Below are 19825 nucleotides of genomic sequence, written 5' to 3'. Positions count from 1 at the left end.
CGTTACGCGGCCCCGTGACGGCCGTGCCAGCCCCTCCTCCCCGCCTGTGGATAACTTCAATGGTCCAGACCTCTTGGGCGGGCCGGTCCGATCCCGCGGGCGGCCCCTCACCTCACCCCTTCCGGCCCGCGACCAGCCACTTCGACGGCACCGCCACCCGCTCCCCGGCCGCGTCGAACTCGACGGTCAGCAGGGGTTGTTCACCTTGCGCGAGTATGTCGAGGCCCGCGTCGGAGAAGTAGCCGGGCACCGCCGCGTCGGCCACCTCGCCCGGCGCGATGCCGTGCGAGAAGATCGCCCGGAGTTTCAGCGAAGGACCGGTCGGCGCCGCGGCGAGCGCGCCGAGCACCCCCTTCGCCGCCTCCGCCAGCTCCAGCGCGAAGACCCGGCCGCGCACGCCGGTCAGCTCGGCGATGCCCGCCACCAGTTCGGCCCGGTCCTGCGGCGGGCACTGGTGCAGCACGCCCCGCATGTACACGTTCGCGTCACCGGTCTCCGCGTGCAGCCGCCGCATCGCCTCGCGGTCGACGGCGTCCAGCACCTCGTAGCCCGCCGCGCCGTGCGGGTCCGCCCGCCGGGCCCTGGCCACCGCCTCCCGCGACAGGTCCGCGCCCACGACCCGGTCGTACCGGCCGGCGAGGAAGCGCGTCTGCGTGCCGTTGCCGCAGCCCAGGTCGACCAGTGGCAGCCCCGGGTCGAAGTACCCCTCGAAGTGCGGCAGATGCAGCGCCGACGCGAGCGCGGGCTCGACGTCCCAGAGCGCCCCGCCCACCTCGTCCGGCGCGTCCTTCCAGAAGCTCTCCCAGACCTGCTGGTACTCGCCGGTCACCTTCATGGGTACGCACCTCCGCCGTGGAACCGCCGCATGTCCTTGCCCGCTACCCCTGTTCACCCCCGCGCACGCCCGCGCGCGTGTAGCCGCCCCGCACCTTCTCCCCCTGCTCCCCCGCACACCCCGCAGGAGCCACCCGGCTCACAGGCCCCGCGGCAGGGCCAGCTCGCACCAGACCGTCTTCCCGTGCGCGGACCGGCTGGTGCCCCACTCGCGGGCCAGCCGGCTGACGATCCGCATGCCGCGCCCGCCCTCGTCCTCGGCGCCGGCGCTCAGCAGGACCGGCACCGCGTGGTCGTCGTCGCCGACCTCGCACAGCAGGGCACCCGCCCGCACCAGCCGCAGGCTCACCCGGTCGGTGCGCGCGTGGCGCAGCGCGTTGGTGACCAGCTCGTCGACCAGCAGCTCCGCGCTCTCGCCGATCGCGTCCAGACCCCAGCCGTGCAGCGCCGCCCGGACCAGGCCGCGGGCCCGGGCCGCCTCGCGCGGGTCGTTCGCCAGCTCCCAGGCCGCCACGTCGCCGCGCGGGATGCCGTTGAGCCGCGCCATCAGCAGCGCCACGTCGTCCTTGCGGCCGCCGCGCGGGTTCAGGGCGCGGATGATCGTGTCGCAGGCGTCGTCCATCGACGCGGCCGGGTGCGCGGCGCTCTCGCACAGCGCGGCGAGCCCGGCGCCGATGTCCTGCCCGCGCACCTCGACCAGGCCGTCGGTGCACAGCACCAGCCGGTCACCGGGCGCGACCGGCACCCGGACCGTCTCGAAGGCGACCCCGCCGACGCCCAACGGCGCGCCGGTGGGCACCTCCAGCAGCTCGCTGCGCCCGTCGGCGGCGCGCACCAGGACCGGCGGGATGTGCCCGGCGTTGCCGATCAGCAGGTCGGACTCGACCGGGTCGTAGACCGCGTAGAGGCAGGTGGCCAGGTACTGCTCGCCGAGCCGCTGGGCGAGGTCGTCGAGGTTGCGCAGCAGGTGCGCGGGCGGCATGTCGAGCCCGGCCATGGTCTGCACGGCGGTACGGAACTGGCCCATCATCGCGGCCGAGTTCAGGCCGTGCCCCATCACGTCGCCGACCACCAGGGCCAGCCGGGAGCCGGGCAGCTTGATGGTGTCGAACCAGTCGCCGCCGACCCGGCCGAGCCGGGTGCCCGGCAGGTAGCGGGTGGCCACGTCGCAGCCGGGCATGCGCGGCGCGATGTGCGGCAGCATGCTGTCCTGGAGGGTGTCGGCGACGTTCTCCTGGTAGGTGTACATCCGGGCGTTGTCGAGCACGAGCCCGGCGCGGGCGGCGAGTTCGGCGCCCGTGACACGGTCCATGTCGTCGAACGCGGGCCGCTCCCGGTGGCGCAGCAGGATCATGAAGCCGAGCACCACGTCGCGCGCCTTGAGCGGCACCACCAGCATCGAGCGGTGGTTGATCAGCGGGCTGATGTCGCGCTTGGGGAACTGCGCGGCGATCGAGTTGCCCATCTCCTCGCTGATCCGCGGCACCAGGACGGGCTCGCCGGTGGTCATGCAGCGGAAGAACGGGGTCTGCGCCGGGAACGGCATGGACTCGCCGACCGGCACCACGTCGTCCCAGCGGCCCGGCTCGTCGGTGTGCTCGACCGCGACGCGGTACCACATGGTGGTGACGTCGGGCGGACCGTCCGGGAAGCCCTCGCCGGCCAGTACCTGCTCGCGCAGGTAGGTGCCCGCGACGTCGGTGAAGCGCGGCACGACCGCCGCGCTGACCTCCTCGATGGTGCGGGCCAGGTCCAGGGAGCTGCCGATCCTGCGGCTGACCTCGTTGAGGAACTCCAGGTGCTCGCGGACCGCCGCGTACTCCAGGTCGGGCGCCAGGTCGTCGTCCGCGGCCGAGGGCCCCGTGCCGCCGGCCACTCCGACGACCGCCGATGCGCCGGCGTGCGCTCTTCGCTCCCCCACACCCGCGCCCACACCCGCGCCCGCGGCGCCGGCATCCGCGCCCGCTCCCGCTGCGGCGCCGGCATCCGCATCCGCGCCCGCATCCGCTCCGGCGCGGGCGGCCTCGGCGGCCCGCCGTCTTGCCTCGCGCTCGGCCCGGCGCGGCACGCCCCAGTCCGGGGTGACCGGCACCCGGTCCTGGCGGCTGACCTCCAGCACCGGATACCCCAGCTCCAGCACCTGGGCCACGATCCGGGCGCTGTCCAGCGGGTTCATGCTGGGCAGGATCTCCGGTAACCGCTTGGCGAGCTCGTCGGAGCCCGGGAACTCGGCGAACACCGAGTGCAGCGCGAAGCCCGGCGCGATCCGCTCGAAGACCTCGGCCGGCTCGGGGGCGTCCGACCCGGCCGCGGCGAGCGCCTCGGGGTCCACCACCCCGGCCTGCACGGCGTCCGCGGCGAGCACCAGCAGCCGCTCGGGCCCCGGGCCGACCAGCGGATACGCCCACCACAGCAGGTCCAGCGGCCGCGCGTCGTCCGCCCCGCCGCCCTCCTCAGCGAGCAGCACGCCCGCATCGCCGAGCGGCCCGCCCGCATCGCCGGCCACGCGGTGCGCCCGGTCGAAGACCCGGGCCCGCCCCGCGGTGGGATACGCGCCCTCGCCGGCCTGGACCGGCTCCGGGTCGTCCTCCACCCAGGCAGCGTCCAGAGCCCCGACCACGGGCAGCACGTCGACCGCCGGGCGGCCGACCGCCTCGTCCCTGGTGGGCCCGAACAGGCGCCTGGCCCCCGTGCTCCAGTGGGAGATCTCACCCGCGACGTCGACGACCACCACCGCGAGCGGCACCCGGCCGGAAATCACTGGCGGATTGCGGCGGTCCATGGTTCGTTGGGCTCCTTCCCGTGGCAGTCACGGGGTCATGCCCGGGCGCGCCTGAGCTTGTCCCCGGCACATGATCCGCGATGCCGATACCACGGTACGGCCGGACCGGACCAGCAGGGGAGGCAAAGCAGGAAACCGGCGTACGCCCGCACGGGAGCAACCGATCCGAGCGTGCTAGCGTCCAAACCCTGTGTTCGAACTCTTGTCACGGTGGAGTTCGTTCCCGCCGGACGGGACCCCGGCCGGGACACTCCGCACCCGCTACCGGAAGAGGCCACGTGACCACCTGGCAGCCCGCGCGCGTCGCTGTCGTCCGCGGACCGAGGGGCCTGCTGCGACGGGTCGATCTGCGCCACCCGGTGGTCATCGCCACACTGCTGGCCGCCGTACTGCACGCGGTGTGGGCGCTGTACCTGGCCAAGGACTCGGGCGACATGGCCGCCCAGTACGCGTGGACGGAGTTCATAAAGGCCCACCCCGCCGCGTCGTACAACCTGTCCTGGTACGGCGGCATGCACCCGGCCTCGTACAGCATCCTGTCGCCGTACATCATGGCCGCGCTCGGGGTGCGGATGACCGGGGTGATCGCCGGCACCCTCACCGCGACGTTCTCCGCGGCGCTGCTGATGCGGGCCCGGGTGAAGCGGCCGCTGGTGCCGGTGCTGTGGACGACGTTCGCTCTTTGGGGTGATGTCGTCTCGGGCCGGGTCACCTTCGCGCTGGGCATGCTCTTCGCGGTGGTCGCCACGATGGTGCTCTACCCCGTGGAGCGGGCCGCACGCGGCCGGTCGCCGCGGCTGGCGCTCGCCACGGTCATGGCGGCGTTCGCCACGATGTGCAGCCCGGTCGCCGGGCTCTTCCTGCTCGTGGTCGCCGCCGCGCTGTTCCTGACCGGCCGGCGCAAGGACGCGTACATACTGGCCGCCGCGCCGCCGCTGGTGGTCGGCGCCACCTCGCTGCTCTTCCCCTTCTACGGGGTGCAGCCCTTCAAGTGGTACTTCGCGATCATCCCGTTCGCGGTGTCGGTCGCGATCGCGCTCGCGGTGCCCAAGGCGTGGAAGGCCATCCACCTGGGCTCGTGGGTCTACGCGGCGGGCGTGGTGCTGACCTTCGTCATCCCCTCGCCGATCGGCAGCAACGTCGAACGGCTCGCGCTGCTGTACGGCGGCACGATACTGCTGATCGTCGCGATGGCGAGCACCTGGGGCACCAAGCGGACGCTGCTGCTGTGGCTGGCCTTCGCCGGGACCGCGTCCTGGCAGATCACGAAGCCGATAGTGGACCAGGTCACCACCTCCTCGGGGACCTCCTCCGTGCAGGCGTCCTCCCTGATCCACGAGTTGCGCACGCTGCGTGCCGACCGCGGCCGGGTCGAGGTGGTACCGCTGCGCTCGCACTGGGAGGCGTCCGGCCTGTCGCCGTACGTCAACCTCGCGCGCGGCTGGAACCGGCAGGCCGACGTGGAGCGCAACCCGCTCTTCTACGACGGGACCCTGACCCCCGACACCTACCGGGACTGGCTGCGCCGCTGGAGCGTCAACTACGTGGTGCTGCCCGCGGCCCAGCCGGACGGCGCGGGCGTCGCCGAGGCGAAGCTGGTGGCGGCGGGACAGCCCTGGATGACCGAGGTGTGGCACGACCCGGACTGGCAGGTGTATTCCGTGACGGGCGCGGACCCGATGGCGGACCCGCCGGCCGTGGTCGACCAGGCCGGCCCTGCCGATCTGACCGTCACGATGCCGAGCAGCGGGTCGGTGCTGCTGCGCATCCCGTGGTCGCCCGTGCTGGGGATCGAGGGGGCCGCCGACAACGACAGCGGGTGCCTCGCGCCCGACGGTGACTGGACGCGGCTGTACGCGCCCAAGGCCGGGACGTACAAGATCGGCGGGACCTACGCGCTGATCCGCGGGACGCAGTGCGACAAGGCGCAGATCCAGGACGGCACCGGCCGCAACCCCTCCTCCGGGGGAGGGTGACCCACCCACCCGGGCGGCCCGTCCTGTCGGCCCGTCCTGTCGGCCCAGGGACCGCCCCCGGTGGTTGATCGCAGAGGGGTACCCCCTCTGAACGCGTCGCCGCGCCCCTTGAGGGTCGGCGTCCTTCCGCGGAAGGAGCCGCACCTGTCTCAAGGGGCGCGGATGGCTGCGCGCTCGGCCGCATGCTCACAGCCGGTCCCTGGACCGACAGGACAGGGCGCTCGGGAGGGTCCGCTCGGGCCGCCCGCGGGGACTAGTCCGCGTGGCCCAGCTGGAGGTCGCGTTCCGTGCGGCCGCCCCCGGCGACCTGGAGCACCGTGGCCACCGGCGGGTACCCCGCCGCGATGACGGTGTACTCACCGGCCGCGAGGTCGACGAACCGGAAGTGGCCGTCGGGGCCGGTGGTGACGGAGTCGACGACGTTGCCGGCGGCGTCGAGGAGGGTGACGCGGGCGTCCTCCACCAGGCGGCCCCCGGGCGCGCGGACGATGCCGCGCAGGGAGGCGCCGCCGGCGAGTTCGACGTCCTGGCGGGTCTCGCGGGACGCCTGGACGGTGACGGGGAGGGCGGCCGGCCGGTAGGCGGGCGCGCTGGCCGCGAGGGTGTACTCCCCGGCGACGAGTTCGGTGAGCGCGTAGACGCCCTCGCGGCCGCTGCGGGAGGTGGCCACGACGTCGCCGCGTACGTCGGTGAGCGTGACGATCGCGTCCCGGACCGGGGTGCCGTCGGCGGTGTGGACGGTGCCGGCCAGCCGCCCGGCGCCGCCGAGCACGACGTCGAGTTCGACCGGGTGGTCGCCGACGGCGACGGTGACGGCCTGCGGCTGGTGCCCGCCGGCCGCGGCGATCAGGACGTAGCTGCCGGCGCCCGGGGTGCTCAGGGCGTAGCGGCCGTCCTCCGCGGTGGCGCCGCGGCCGACCTGGCGGCCGGAGCCGTCGATGAGGGTGAGGGCGGCGCGGCCCACGGAGGTGCCGTCGGAGTGCTGGACGGTGCCGCACACCGGGACGCCGCCCTGGCCGCGCCGGGCACCGGGCACCACCGAGTCGGGTGCGGGACCGCCGGGGGCGATCGTGGCGGTCACGGCGGCGGGGTTCGCGCCGTAGACGGGGTCGTGGCCGGACTCGTAGGGGGTTTCGTACCCGGGGTCGTAACCGGGGTCGTAACCGGGTTCGTACGCCGCCTGAGCGGCGGGGCCGTGCTGGGTCACCAGGGGTTTCTCCTTGAGCAGGAAGGTGATGAGGAAGCCGAGGACGAGGACCGGCACCAGGTAGAGGAAGATCCGCGGCATGGCGTCGGCGTACGCGTGTACGTATCCGTCGCGCAGGGACGCGGGCAGGGTGCGGACCAGTTGGGGGGTGACCGACTCGGGGTCGGGCAGTTTGACGCCGCGCGGGAGGTCGTTGGCGAGCTGGTGGCTGAGGCGGTTGGCGAACAGGGTGCCGAAGACCGCGGCGCCGACGGAGCCGCCGATCTGCCGGAAGTAGTTGTTGGCGCTGGTCGCGGAGCCGATGTCGGTGGGCTTCACCGAGTTCTGCACGGCGAGCACCAGGACCGGCAGGATCAAGCCGATGCCGAGGCCGAGCACCGCCATGTAGACGCTGTACTCGGGGCGCGCGGTGTGGGCGTCCAGCCGGGAGAGCAGATACATCCCGATCGCGGACAGGCCGCTGCCGACCAGTGGGAAGACCTTGTAGCGGCCGGTGCGGCTGATGAGCTGCCCGCTGCCGATGGAGGCGACCACGACGCCGAGCATCATCGGGAGCATCAGCAGCCCGGAGCCGGTGGCGCTGGCGCCGTCGACCATCTGGAGAAACGTCGGCAGGTAGCTGGCGGCGCCGAAGAGGGCGACGCCGACCACGGCGCCGATCAGCGCGGAGGTGTTGAACACCCCGTCGCGGAACAGCCGCAGCGGGATGACGGGTTCGGCGGCGAACCGCTCCACGAGGACGAAGAGCAGCACGCACACGACGGTGCCCCCGGCGAGCCCGAGGATCTCCTTGGAGCGCCAGCCGTAGGTGGAGCCGCCCCAGGTGGTCAGCAGCACCAGGCAGGTCGAGCCGGCCGCCAGCAGCAGGGCGCCGATCACGTCGAGCCGGGGCCGGGCGGTGGGTTTGGGCAGCTTGAGCACCAGGCTGATCACCACCAGGGTGACCAGGCCGAAGGGCACGTTGATGGAGAAGCACCAGCGCCAGGAGGCGTGGTCGGTGAAGAAGCCGCCCAGCAGCGGTCCCGCGACCGAGGCGACGCCGAACGCGGCGCCGATCAGGCCCATGTACCGGCCGCGTTCGCGGGGCGGCACGATGTCGGCCATGATCGCCTGCACGCCGATCATCAGCCCGCCGCCGCCGATGCCCTGGATCGCGCGGAAGGCGATCAGCTCGTTCATCGTCTGGGACCAGGCGGCGAGCGCCGAGCCGACCACGAAGGTCAGGATCGCGAACTGGAAGACGCTCTTGCGGCCGAAGAGGTCGCCGAGCTTCCCGTAGATCGGCAGGCCGATGGTGGAGGAGAGCAGGTAGGCGGTGACGACCCAGGACATCCGGTCCAGGCCGTGCAGTTCGCCGACGATCTTGGGCAGTGCGGTCGCCACGATCATCTGGTCGAGGGCGGCCAGCAGCAGGGCGAGCATCAGCCCGAGGAAGACCAGCCGCAGCCGGCGCGGGGTGAGGGTGCCCGGCTCCCCCTCGGGGCCGGTGGCGAGCACGTCGGGGGGCGGCTGCGCCGCACCGCCCGCCGTGCCGTCCACCGGCCCGGCCTCGCCCAGGACTTCGTCCGGGTGAGGTTCCCCCAGTCGCTCGATCAGCGTGCCGCCACTCACTGCCACTCCCCTCGTCACACCTGCTCCGCCACCGTCTCCCGCCATGAGGCGACAACGACGGACGGACCCGGCGAGTCTCAGGAAGTTGGCAAAACCACCCTTACTGGTGAATGCTCGCGAAACCGGGCGAGTATCGGGGGAGTTACTGCTCCACCTCGGCGGCGAGCTTGGCGAGCACCTCGTCGTGGATGGCGTTGAGGCCCTTGGGGGCGAACGTCCGCTCGAAGAAGCCGCCGACGCCCGTGGCGCCCTGCCAGGCGGTCGCGTTGACCACCTTGCTGCGGCCCTCGCCGGCCGGGGTGACGGTCCAAGTGGTCACCATCGAGGAGTTGCGGTCGGTCTCGACGAGCTGCCCGGCGGCGGGCGCGGTGACGTCGAAGAGGCACTCGCGCACGCGCTTGCTGGTCGCCTGGAGCTTCCAGTGCACGACGGTGCCGGCGCCCTCGCCGCCCTCTCGGACCTCGTACTCGCTGTACTGACCGGGCAGGACCCGGCCGCGGGTGCCGGCGTAGTCGGCCAGGGCGGCGAACACCCGCTCCGGCTCCGCCGCGACGATCCGCTCCGTGGTGGCCTCGACCAGCGCCATGACTTCTCCTCGGGTCCATGCCCCTGCGGGCATCGGGGTGCTTGGTGCGCGCACTTCCTCACGCGACACACCAGCCAACCACACTCGCTTATCGAATCTGTGTTCTATTGTGGGTAGCGGGCGGCCATCGGACCGCCCGTGGGGGCCGGACGACGGAAGGAGGGCACGATGCGCTGGGACGGGCTGAACGCCGAGGACTCCGCGGGTGCGCTCTTCGGGACCTCGGCGGTGACGACGCGGACCTTCGACACCCCTGGATTCCGCGGCATCACCTTCCACGAGGTGCGGGCCCGCTCGATCCTCAACCGGGTGCCCGGCACCTCGCGGATGAGGTTCGAGTGGACGCTCAACCCCTACCGCGGCTGCTCGCACGCCTGCGTCTACTGCTTCGCCCGCAAGACGCACAGCTACCTCGACCTGGACACCGGACTCGGCTTCGACTCGCAGATCGTGGTGAAGGTCAACGCGCCGGAGCTGCTGCGCCGCGAACTGGCCGCGCCGCGCTGGCAGGGCGAGCACATCGCCATGGGCACCAACGTGGACTGCTACCAGCGGGCCGAGGGCCGCTACCAGCTGATGCCCGGCATCCTCACCGCGCTGCGCGACCGGGCGAACCCGTTCTCGATCCTCACCAAGGGCTCGCTGATCCTGCGCGACCTCGAACTGGTGCGGCAGGCCGCGAGCGTCACCGATGTGTCCATAGCACTGTCGATCGGCTTCCTGGACGGGGAGTTGTGGCGCAGCGTGGAACCGGGCACGCCTTCCCCCGAGACGCGGCTGGCGGTCTGCCGCACCCTGAGCGAGAACGGCATACCCGTGGGGGTGCTGATGGCGCCGGTGCTGCCCTTCCTCAGCGACTCCCCCGCGCAGTTGCGCGCGACGGTCCGGGCGATCGCCGCGGCCGGCGCCACCTCCGTGACGCCCCTGGTGCTGCATCTGCGGCCGGGCGCGCGGGAGTGGTACACCGCGTGGCTCCGGCAGCACCACCCCCACCTGGTGCGGCGGTACGAAGCGCTCTACGCGGGCGGTTCGTACGCGCCGAAGTGGTACCAGCGGCGGATCACCCGGCAGGTGCACGAGTTCGCGGCGGAGTTCGGCTGCGGCCCGGCCCGGCTCGGGGCGATGCGCGGGCGGCCGGCGCCCGGGGAGGACGCCGAGGAGACGGTGGAGGGCGCCGCCGGAGCACCCGGCGCGGGGTCGGGGCCGGGGCGGGAGCCGGAGGGGGAGCCGGGGTCGGGTCCGGGTCCGGGTCCGGAGAACACCCAGCTCACCCTGTTGTGAACTGCCTAGAATGCGGGGCATGGTGCGGATCAGGACGATGACCGAGCCGGACGTGCCGGCCGTGTCGGCGATCCGGGTCCGCGGCTGGCAGCACGCGTACGCCGGGATGGTGCCGCAGAGCCACCTCGACGCGATGGACCCGGCCGACGACGCGGCGCGGCGACGGGAGTGGTTCGTACGCTCGGCGGGGCGGGTGCACAACCTGGTGGCCGAGGAGGCCGCCGCCGACGGCACCGCGCCCGTGATCGGCTGGGCCGCCTTCGGGCCGTACCGGGGCGAGGACACCGGCGCGACGACCGGGGAGTTGTACGCGCTGTACGTACGACCGGACCGGATCGGCACCGGCGCCGGCCGCGCGCTCACCGCGGAGGTGGTCCGCCGCTCGGCCGAACTCGGCCGCACCCGGCTGGCGTTGTGGGTCCTCACCGACAACGTGCGGGCCCGCCGCTTCTACGCCGCCGCCGGCTTCTCACCCGACGGCGCGACCATGACCGAGCTGTACGACGGCGTCCCGGTCGAGGAGACGCGCTACACCCGCTCGCTGCCGTAGGGCGAGCCCGAACCGGCGCAGCGCGCCCTACGGTTCGCCGCGGCCCGTAAGGCCGGTCGCGCCCCGCCTCCTTGCCGCGGCTTGCCTCCTTGCCGTGGCTTGCCCGGGCGGGTCGCCCACGGCCGCTCATCTGTCACGCACCGAAATCACCTGTGCAAAGGACTGGCGGCCAAGTTACCCGCGAGTTACCCTCGGAGGACACGCCAGGCGGCCGGTGAACCGACCGCTCGGCGGATGCCGTTGTCGGTTCGGCACTGTGCGGCGTGGCCCCGGGACAGGGTCCGCCGGCTCGCGCGGGCGCGCACACGCACCGCTTCTGCGGTCAGGCCCGCGACTCCACTCATCCCTCTGCCGTGCGCCCGCGCGCTGCGCGGCGCGGCTCTTGCCACTCCTGGAGTCACGCGATGGACCGTCCCTCCACTTCTTCCGCGACCGCATCGAACACGCCGACCGACTCGGCCGCCGAGTCCGCCCGGTCCACCCGGTCCGCGACCGAACCGCCGCTCCTCCCCTCCGTGGTGGCCGTGGTCGGCCTGGGCACCATGGGCACCGGCATCGCCGAAGTGCTGGCCTGCGCCGGCCACGAGGTAGTCGGCGTCGACATCGACGACGCCGCCGCCCACCGGGCCGTCACCGCCCTGGAGGCCCGCACCGCCCGCCAGGTCGAGCGCGGCCGGCTGACCCCGGCCGAGCGGGACGACGTGCTCGCACGCTTCCGCACCTTCCCCGAACTGCGGGCGGTCGCCGCGGCCGACCTGGTGATCGAGGTCGTCTCCGAGCGGTACGACGTCAAGCGCGAGGTGTTCACCGCGCTGGACCGTATCGCCAAGCCGGAGGCGATCCTCGCCACCGGCACCAACGCGCTGTCGGTGACCCGGCTGGCGGCGGAGACCGGGCGGCCCGACCGCGTGCTCGGCCTGCACTTCTTCGCTCCCGCGCAGGCGATGAAGCTGGTCGAGGTGGTCTCCACGGTGCTGACGGCGCCCGAGGCGACCCGCACAGTGACCGCGCTGGTGCGCAGCCTGGGCAAGGAGCCGGTGCCGGTCGGCGACCGCGCGGGCTTCATCGCGGACGGCCTGCTCTTCGGGTACCTGAACCAGGCGGCGGCGATGTACGAGGCGCGGTACGCCACCCGGGAGGACATCGACGCGGCGATGAGGCTCGGCTGCGGGCTGCCGATGGGCCCGCTGGCGCTGCTCGACCTGATCGGCGTGGACACCGCCACCACCGTGCTGGAGGCGATGTACGAGGCGAGCAGGGACCGGCTGCACGCACCCGCGCCGGTGCTGCGACAGCTCACGGCGGCGGGATTGCTGGGCCGCAAGTCGGGGCGCGGCTTCTACAGCTACGAATCCCCCGGCTCGGGCGCGGTCGTGCCGGACGCCGAGACGCCCCGCAAGCGCGGCGGGGGCGCGCGGGGCCGTACGGTCCACACGGTCGGCGTGGCCGGCTCCGGCACCATGGCCACCGGCATCGCGGAGGTCTTCGCGAAGGCCGGGTTCGAGGTGGCGCTGGCGGCCAGGACGCCGGAGAAGGCGGCGCGGGCGCTGGCCCGGCTGACGGCCTCCCTGGACCGTTCGGTGGCCAAGGGGCGGCTCACCGCGGAGCAGCGCGACGCGGCGGTGGCGCGGGTGACGCCGGCCGGGTCGTACGACGCCTTCGCGGACGCCGACCTGGTGGTCGAGGCGGTCGCGGAGGACCTGTACGTGAAGCAGGAGCTGTTCCGGGTGTTCGACAAGGTCTGCCGGCCGGGCGCGGTGCTGGCGACCACCACGTCCTCGCTGCCGGTGGTGGCGATCGCGCGGGCCACCGGGCGCCCGCAGGACGTGGTCGGCCTGCACTTCTTCAACCCGGCGCCGGCGATGAAGCTGGTCGAGGTGGTGCGGACCGTGCTGACCTCGGACGACGTGGTGGCGACCGCGCACGAGGTGAGCGGCGCGCTGCGCAAGCACCCGGTGGACTGCGGCGACCGGGCCGGCTTCATCGTCAACGCCCTGCTCTTCCCGTACCTGAACAACGCGGTGAAGATGGTCCAGGACCACTACGCGACCGTCGACGCGATCGACGCCGCGATGAAGCTGGGCGGCGGCTACCCGATGGGCCCGTTCGAACTCCTCGACGTGGTCGGCCTGGACGTCTCGCTGGCGATCGAGCAGGTCCTGCACGACGAGTTCCGCGACCCGGGCCTGGCCCCCGCCCCGCTCCTGGAACACCTGGTCTCAGCGGGCTGCCTCGGCCGCAAAACCGGCCGCGGCTTCCGTGAGTACGCCCGCTGAGCGGCGCGCCCCTCGGCTCGATGGCCACGGACGACGGCTCGGCGGCCGGAGGGCTCGCCGTCGATCATCGGCTGCCGCTCGTGTTACGTTCCCCGCATGCCGCAGCCTGTGAAGTCCGCCACCGACACCGCCAGCGGGCGCCGTGCGGCCGCTCAGCGCCACCGGGTACGGCAGGACCTCGCGTCGGCGGCCATGCGGCTGTTCGCGACGCAGGGGTACGAGGCCACGACCGTCGACGAGATCGCCGCGAGCGCCGGGGTGGCCCGGCGCACCTTCTTCCGGCACTTCCGGTCGAAGGAGGAGGCGATCTTCCCGGACCACGACGACACCCTGGTCCGGGTGCAGGCGGTGCTGGACTCCGCCGACCCGCACGAACACCCGCTGGACACGGTCTGCCGGGGCATCACCGAGGTGCTGCGGATGTACGCGAACGTGCCCGAGGTGTCGGTCGAGCGCTACCGGCTCACCCGCGAGGTGCCCACCCTGCGGGAGCGGGAGATCGCCTCGGTGGCCCGCTACGAGCGGCTGTTCACCCGCTACCTGCTGGGCCACTTCGACGAGGGCGCGCACCGCGACGGCGACGACGACCCGCTGCTCGCCGAGGTCGCCGCCTCCGCGGTGGTCGCCGCCCACAACCACGTGCTGCGGCGCTGGCTGCGGGCGGACGGCAAGGGCGACGTGGAGGCGCAGCTCGACCACGCCTTCGACGTGATCAAGGCGACGTTCGGCACCGGCATCGGGGCGGGGCGGATACCGTCCCGGGCCGGCACCGGCAGCGCCACGGCCGTCTCGCGGCAGGGCGAGGTGGTGGTCGCGGTGGCCCGTACGGACGCCTCCCCCGCGGAGATCCTGCGCAGCATCGAGGAGGCGCTGCGCAAGGCGTAGCGCCCGTCCGCCCCGTTCCCCCCGCTTCCCCTTCGCACATCGACCGCTGACACGGCCGCCCGGCGCCATCCGGGCGGCCGTTCGCATGCCGGGTGCCGGCGGATGCGGCGGGTGGCGTTCACGTTGCTCGTCTGTACCGCCGGGGTGACACTTGAGAGAAATTAGTGGCACGCAGTGTCTTTACGACTGGCACGCAGTGCCATACCGTATCCGTAGTCCGGGCACTGTCCCCCAGGCCCGGCCGGGAATCTCATCTGTTCGCCGAACCGACGACGGCACCTCCATCCCATCGACACCGCGTTCCCTGAACGAGCGTTGCCGCAGAGCGTGCGAACGCGCAGAACGCTTCGCCGGAGGCGAGTCACATGACGACGAGTTCCACGAAGGAAGTCCTGGACGCGATCCAGGCACCGGACGCCACCGCCGCCGACTTCGCGGCCCTGCCGCTGCCGGCGTCGTACCGCGCCGTCACCGTGCACAAGGACGAGGCGGAGATGTTCGCCGGTCTGGAGTCCCGCGACAAGGACCCGCGCACCTCGCTGCACCTGGACGAGGTGCCGGTGCCCGAACTCGGCCCGGGCGAGGCCCTGGTCGCGGTCATGGCCAGCTCGGTCAACTACAACTCGGTGTGGACCTCGATCTTCGAGCCGGTCCCCACCTTCGCCTTCCTGGAGCGCTACGGCCGCCTGTCGCCGCTGGCCGAGCGGCACGACCTGCCGTACCACGTGATCGGCTCCGACCTGTCGGGCGTGGTGCTGCGCACCGGGCCGGGCGTCAACAAGTGGCACCCCGGCGACCGGGTGGTGGCGCACTGCCTGAGCGTGGAGTTGGAGTCCGCCGACGGGCACAACGACACGATGCTCGACCCGGAGCAGCGGATCTGGGGCTTCGAGACCAACTTCGGCGGGCTGGCGGAGATCGCGCTGGTCAAGTCGAACCAGCTGATGCCCAAGCCCGCGCACCTCACCTGGGAGGAGGCCGCCGCGCCCGGGCTGGTCAACTCCACCGCCTACCGGCAGCTGGTCTCCCGCAACGGCGCCGACATGAAGCAGGGCGACAACGTGCTGATCTGGGGCGCGAGCGGCGGACTCGGGTCGTACGCCACGCAGTTCGCGCTGGCCGGCGGCGCCAACCCGGTCTGCGTGGTGAGCAGCCCGCAGAAGGCGGAGATCTGCCGGCGGATGGGGGCCGACGCGATCATCGACCGCTCGGCCGAGGGGTACCGGTTCTGGAAGGACGAGCACCACCAGGACCCGCGCGAGTGGAAACGATTCGGCGCCCGCATCCGGGAGTTGACCGGCGGCGAGGACGTGGACATCGTCTTCGAGCACCCCGGCCGCGAGACGTTCGGCGCGTCGGTCTACGTCACCCGCAAGGGCGGCACCATCGTCACCTGCGCCTCCACCAGCGGCTACACGCACGAGTACGACAACCGCTACCTGTGGATGAGCCTCAAGCGCATCGTCGGCTCGCACTTCGCCAACTACCGTGAGGCGTGGGAGGCCAACCGCCTGGTCGCCAAGGGCAAGATCCACCCCACCCTGTCGCGCACCTACAGCCTGGAGGAGACCGGCCAGGCCGCCTACGACGTGCACCGCAACCTGCACCAGGGCAAGGTCGGCGTTCTCGCGCTCTCCCCGCGCGAGGGCCTGGGCGTCACCGACCCCGAACTGCGCGAGCGCCACCTGCCTGCCATCAACCTGTTCCGGAACGCGTGAGGGCACCCATGACGGACGACCAGCACCCGCAGGGCAACCCTGTGAGGACGGCGCCCCCGGCGAGCGAGCCAAAGGCGGCGCCGGTGTCGAAAGAGACGAGCGACAAGCGAGGCACGAGCGCGGGAGCGAGGAACGTCGACACCGGGTCGAAGCCGCCGGAGGTGAGCGAGCACAGAAAAAGGCGGGACCGGCCGTGGTTGATGCGGACGTACGCCGGGCACTCGACCGCCGAGGCGTCCAACGCGCTGTACCGGCGGAACCTGGAGAAGGGGCAGACCGGGCTGTCGGTGGCGTTCGACCTGCCGACCCAGACCGGCTACGACCCCGACCACGTGCTGGCGCTCGGCGAGGTGGGCCGGGTGGGGGTGCCGGTCTCCCATCTGGGCGACATGCGGCGGCTGTTCCAGGACATCCCGCTGGAGCGCATGAACACCTCGATGACGATCAACGCCACCGCGATGTGGATGCTCGCGCTCCTCCAGGTGGTCGCCGAGGAGCAGGGCGCCGACATCACCACGCTGCAGGGCACCACGCAGAACGACATCGTCAAGGAGTACCTGTCCCGCGGCACCCACGTCTTCCCGCCCGGCCCCTCGCTGCGGCTGACCACGGACATGATCACGTACGCGGTCAACCACATCCCGAAGTGGAACCCGATCAACATCTGCAGCTACCACCTCCAGGAGGCCGGGGCCACCCCGGTCCAGGAGATCGCGTACGCGATGTCCACCGCGATCGCCGTGCTGGACGCGGTGTTCGCCTCCGGGCAGATCCCGCGGGAGCGGCACGGCGACGTGGTCGCGCGGATCTCCTTCTTCGTCAACGCGGGCGTGCGGTTCGTCGAGGAGATGTGCAAGATGCGCGCCTTCGGCCGGATCTGGGACACCGTCACCCGCGAGCGGTACGGCGTCCAGGACCCGAAGCAGCGCAGGTTCCGCTACGGCGTGCAGGTCAACTCGCTGGGCCTGACCGAGGCGCAGCCGGAGAACAACGTCCAGCGGATAGTGCTGGAGATGCTGGCCGTCACGCTGTCGAAGGACGCCCGCGCCCGCGCGGTCCAACTCCCGGCGTGGAACGAGGCGTTGGGCCTGCCCCGGCCCTGGGACCAGCAGTGGAGCCTGCGTATCCAGCAGGTGCTGGCGCACGAGAGCGACCTGCTGGAGTACGACGACATCTTCGCCGGCAGCCATGTGATCGAGGCGAAGGTCGCCGAACTGGTCGAGCAGGCCGGCGCGGAGATGGCGCACATCGCCGAACTGGGCGGGGTGATGGACGCGGTGGAGTCCGGCTACCTCAAGTCGGAACTGGTGGCCGCGCACGCCGAGCGGCGGGCCAGGATCGAGTCCGGCGAGGAGAAGATCGTCGGCGTCAACGTCTACGAGTCCACGGAGCCCAACCCGCTCACCGCGGACCTGGACCGGGCGATCATGACGGTGGACCCGGCCGGCGAGGCCCGCGTGGTGGCGGCGCTGCACGACTGGCGGATCGCCCGCGACCAGCCGCGGGCCGACAAGGCGCTCGCCGAGCTGCGGGCCGCCGCCGCCGGCGCCGAGAACCTGATGTCCGCCACCTTGGAGTGCGCGCGGGCCGGGGTGACCACCGGCGAGTGGTCGTCGGCGCTGCGCGACGTGTTCGGCGAGTTCCGCGCGCCGACCGGGGTGAGCGGCGCGCCGGTCGCGGTCACCGCCGACGCCGGCAGCGAACTGGCCGACGTGCGGCGGAAGGTGGCGCGGACCGCGGCGGAGCTGGGCGACGGGCGGCTGCGGCTGCTGGTCGGCAAGCCGGGCCTGGACGGGCACTCCAACGGCGCCGAGCAGATCGCGGTACGCGCTCGCGACGCCGGCTTCGAGGTGGTCTACCAGGGGATCAGGCTGACCCCCGAGCAGATCGTCTCCGCGGCGGTCGCCGAGGACGTGCACTGCGTGGGTCTGTCGATCCTGTCCGGGTCGCACGCGGCGCTGGTGCCGGACGTGCTCGCGCGGTTGCGGCGGGCCGGGGTGGACGACGTGCCGGTGGTGGTCGGCGGCATCATCCCGGCCGCGGACGCGGAGGAACTGCGCGCGGCCGGTGTGGCGGCCGTCTTCACGCCGAAGGACTTCGGTATCACCGTGATCATCGGCCGGATCGTGGACGAGATCCGGCGAGCGAACAAGCTGGAGGTATGACTGTGCAGTTCGGGCGCACCTACGAGGAGTTCGAGATCGGTGCGATCTACAAGCACTGGCCCGGCAAGACGGTCACCGAGTACGACGACCACCTCTTCTGCCTGCTCACCATGAACCACCACCCGCTCCACATGGACGCGAACTACGCGGAGCACACCACGGACTTCGGCCGCAACGTGGTGGTCGGCAACTACGTCTACTCGCTGCTGCTGGGCATGTCCGTGCCCGACGTGTCGGGGAAGGCGATCGCCAACCTGGAGGTCGCGTCGCTGCGGCACGTGGCGCCGACCTTCCACGGCGACACGATCTACGGCGAGACCACCGTGCTCGACAAGCGGCCGTCGAAGTCGAAGGACGACCGCGGCATCGTCGAGGTGGAGACCCGCGGCTACAAGCAGGACGGCACCCTGGTCTGCGTCTTCCGCCGCAAGGTGATGGTGCCGACCGCTTCGTACGTCAAGGAGCGCGGCGGCGAGCAGCCCGGCCGCCCCGAACCCGCAGCCGCCACGCCCGGCACCACGACCGCCACCACGACCGGCACCGACTCCCGGGGAGGGAAGTGACATGGCCGAGCGCCTCGCGCAGACCGATGGCCTGACCGACGTCCAGCAGGAGATCCTCGCCACCGTGCGCTCCTTCGTGGCCAAGGAGATCCTGCCCGTCGCGACCGAGCTGGAGCACCGCGACGAGTACCCGACCGAGATCGTCGCGGGCCTGAAGGACCTCGGCATCTTCGGCCTGATGATCCCCGAGGAGTACGGCGGGCTCGGCGAGTCGCTGCTGACGTACGCGCTCACCGTGGAGGAGATCGCCCGCGGCTGGATGAGCGTGTCCGGCATCATCAACACGCATTTCATCGTCGCCTACATGATCCAGCAGCACGGCACGCAGGAGCAGAAGGACTACTTCCTGCCGAAGATGGCGACCGGCGACGTACGCGGAGCGTTCTCGATGTCGGAGCCGGGGCTCGGCTCCGACGTGTCCGCGATCCGCACCAAGGCGGTCCGCGAGGGCGACGCGTACGTCATCAACGGGCAGAAGATGTGGCTCACCAACGGCGGCTCGGCGAACCTCGTGGCCGTGCTGTGCCGCACCGACGAGGGCCAGCCGCAGGACGCGCCGGCGCACCGGTCGATGACCACCTTCCTGATCGAGAAGGAACCCGGCTTCGGCCCGAACCCGAAGGTCTCCGGGCTCACCGTGCCCGGGAAGATCGAGAAGATGGGCTACAAGGGCGTCGACACCACCGAGCTGATCCTGGAGGACGTCCGCGTCCCGGCCGACCGCGTACTCGGCGGGGACAGCGGCCGCGGCTTCTACCAGATGATGGACGGCGTCGAGGTGGGCCGGGTGAATGTCGCCGCGCGCGGCTGCGGAGTCGCCCGCCGGGCCTTTGAGCTGGGCATTTCCTATGCGCAGCAGCGGCACACCTTCGGAAAGCCGATCGCCGAGCACCAGGCGATCCAGTTCAAGCTGGCCGAGATGGCCACCAAGGTCGAGGCCGCCCACCAGCTGATGGTGAACGCCGCCCGCAAGAAGGACTCCGGCGAGCGGAACGACCTGGAGGCGGGCATGGCCAAATACCTCGCCTCCGAGTACTGCAAAGAGGTCGTGGAGGACGCCTTCCGCATCCACGGCGGTTACGGCTTCTCCAAGGAATACGAGATCGAGCGGCTGTACCGCGAGGCGCCCATGCTGCTGATCGGCGAAGGGACCGCTGAGATCCAGAAAATGATCATCGGACGGCGGCTGTTGGAGGAGTACCGTGTCCAAGGCTGAATGTCCGCGTTCGCGGTGGTTTTCCTGAGATCAGGGTCACACTGCGTGAAGACCGGGGTCGCGGGAACCAGCCATCGACTCGCCCATCAGCTTGCCGAGTTGCCGGTGTCAGCCGATACCATCAATGAAAGCCGCCGTCCCCTGAAGCATTTCGCGGCACCCTCCGCTACGAAGG

Annotated in this window: 13 protein-coding genes; 9 read left to right on the top strand and 4 right to left on the bottom strand. The window is 72.1% G+C overall.

The genetic code is table 11. The features are described from left to right. Positions 1-112 precede the first annotated feature (112 nt). Both ACIPAE_RS23995 and ACIPAE_RS23990 read right to left on the bottom strand, forming a co-directional pair. Positions 113-835, bottom strand: coding sequence for a methyltransferase domain-containing protein (locus ACIPAE_RS23995; RefSeq protein ID WP_402447744.1), 723 nt, complete (start codon positions 833-835; stop codon positions 113-115). A gap of 138 nt (positions 836-973) precedes the next feature. Then, positions 974-3616 (bottom strand): SpoIIE family protein phosphatase, encoded by a 2643-nt coding sequence (locus ACIPAE_RS23990; RefSeq protein ID WP_402447742.1) that lies wholly within the window; start codon positions 3614-3616, stop codon positions 974-976. Between the two features lie 278 nt (positions 3617-3894). Between ACIPAE_RS23990 and ACIPAE_RS23985 the strand changes: the two genes are divergently transcribed. Further along, positions 3895-5592: an MFS transporter gene (locus tag ACIPAE_RS23985; RefSeq protein ID WP_366410458.1), complete on the top strand. Its 1698-nt coding sequence runs from the start codon at positions 3895-3897 to the stop codon at positions 5590-5592. Between the two features lie 253 nt (positions 5593-5845). Here the strand turns inward: ACIPAE_RS23985 and ACIPAE_RS23980 are convergent, their stop codons facing one another. Then, positions 5846-8455, bottom strand: a complete 2610-nt coding sequence (locus tag ACIPAE_RS23980) for an MFS transporter (protein ID WP_402447740.1) — start codon at positions 8453-8455, stop codon at positions 5846-5848. Between the two features lie 97 nt (positions 8456-8552). Then, the gene (locus ACIPAE_RS23975; protein ID WP_366410460.1) at positions 8553-8996 is read right to left on the bottom strand and encodes an SRPBCC family protein; all 444 of its coding nucleotides are present in this window, start codon (positions 8994-8996) and stop codon (positions 8553-8555) included. 168 nt (positions 8997-9164) lie between these two features. On the opposite strand from ACIPAE_RS23975, the gene ACIPAE_RS23970 reads away from it, so the two are divergent. From ACIPAE_RS23970 to ACIPAE_RS23935, 8 genes are all read left to right on the top strand, one after another. Beyond that, positions 9165-10277, top strand: a complete 1113-nt coding sequence (locus tag ACIPAE_RS23970) for an Rv2578c family radical SAM protein (protein ID WP_402447738.1) — start codon at positions 9165-9167, stop codon at positions 10275-10277. Between the two features lie 19 nt (positions 10278-10296). Further along, a complete protein-coding gene (locus ACIPAE_RS23965; RefSeq protein ID WP_329363514.1) occupies positions 10297-10827 on the top strand; it encodes a GNAT family N-acetyltransferase in 531 nt (176 codons plus the stop codon). A gap of 404 nt (positions 10828-11231) precedes the next feature. Next, positions 11232-13103, top strand: coding sequence for a 3-hydroxyacyl-CoA dehydrogenase family protein (locus tag ACIPAE_RS23960; protein WP_402447736.1), 1872 nt, complete (start codon positions 11232-11234; stop codon positions 13101-13103). Positions 13104-13199: 96 nt separating this feature from the next. After that, on the top strand, positions 13200-13988 hold the full coding sequence (locus ACIPAE_RS23955) for a TetR family transcriptional regulator (protein ID WP_328471013.1): 789 nt from the start codon (positions 13200-13202) through the stop codon (positions 13986-13988). Between the two features lie 365 nt (positions 13989-14353). Beyond that, complete coding sequence (gene ccrA, locus ACIPAE_RS23950) at positions 14354-15706, top strand: crotonyl-CoA carboxylase/reductase (RefSeq protein ID WP_329363517.1); 1353 nt, start codon at positions 14354-14356, stop codon at positions 15704-15706. 161 nt (positions 15707-15867) lie between these two features. Then, complete coding sequence (locus ACIPAE_RS23945; protein WP_402447952.1) at positions 15868-17871, top strand: protein meaA; 2004 nt, start codon at positions 15868-15870, stop codon at positions 17869-17871. 2 nt (positions 17872-17873) lie between these two features. Beyond that, positions 17874-18434 (top strand): MaoC family dehydratase, encoded by a 561-nt coding sequence (locus ACIPAE_RS23940; RefSeq protein WP_366410476.1) that lies wholly within the window; start codon positions 17874-17876, stop codon positions 18432-18434. Between the two features lies 1 nt (position 18435). Then, positions 18436-19650, top strand: a complete 1215-nt coding sequence (locus tag ACIPAE_RS23935; protein ID WP_402447733.1) for an acyl-CoA dehydrogenase family protein — start codon at positions 18436-18438, stop codon at positions 19648-19650. Positions 19651-19825 lie beyond the last annotated feature (175 nt).

Origin of the sequence: Streptomyces sp. NPDC087270, from assembly GCF_044744625.1 — a bacterium.
Taxonomy (GTDB): domain Bacteria; phylum Actinomycetota; class Actinomycetes; order Streptomycetales; family Streptomycetaceae; genus Actinacidiphila.
This window is presented reverse-complemented; position numbering and strand designations above follow the sequence as displayed.

Excerpts from the sequence above, each read along its gene's own strand:
- ACIPAE_RS23995 (WP_402447744.1), bottom strand. The coding sequence starts at position 835 with ATGAAGGTGACCGGCGAGTACCAGCAGGTCTGGGAGAGCTTCTGGAAG.
- ACIPAE_RS23990 (WP_402447742.1), bottom strand. The coding sequence starts at position 3,616 with ATGGACCGCCGCAATCCGCCAGTGATTTCCGGCCGGGTGCCGCTCGCG.
- ACIPAE_RS23980 (WP_402447740.1), bottom strand. The coding sequence starts at position 8,455 with ATGGCGGGAGACGGTGGCGGAGCAGGTGTGACGAGGGGAGTGGCAGTG.
- ACIPAE_RS23975 (WP_366410460.1), bottom strand. The coding sequence starts at position 8,996 with ATGGCGCTGGTCGAGGCCACCACGGAGCGGATCGTCGCGGCGGAGCCG.
- ACIPAE_RS23970 (WP_402447738.1), top strand. The coding sequence starts at position 9,165 with ATGCGCTGGGACGGGCTGAACGCCGAGGACTCCGCGGGTGCGCTCTTC.
- ACIPAE_RS23965 (WP_329363514.1), top strand. The coding sequence starts at position 10,297 with ATGGTGCGGATCAGGACGATGACCGAGCCGGACGTGCCGGCCGTGTCG.
- ACIPAE_RS23960 (WP_402447736.1), top strand. The coding sequence starts at position 11,232 with ATGGACCGTCCCTCCACTTCTTCCGCGACCGCATCGAACACGCCGACC.
- ACIPAE_RS23955 (WP_328471013.1), top strand. The coding sequence starts at position 13,200 with ATGCCGCAGCCTGTGAAGTCCGCCACCGACACCGCCAGCGGGCGCCGT.
- ccrA (WP_329363517.1), top strand. The coding sequence starts at position 14,354 with ATGACGACGAGTTCCACGAAGGAAGTCCTGGACGCGATCCAGGCACCG.
- ACIPAE_RS23935 (WP_402447733.1), top strand. The coding sequence starts at position 18,436 with ATGGCCGAGCGCCTCGCGCAGACCGATGGCCTGACCGACGTCCAGCAG.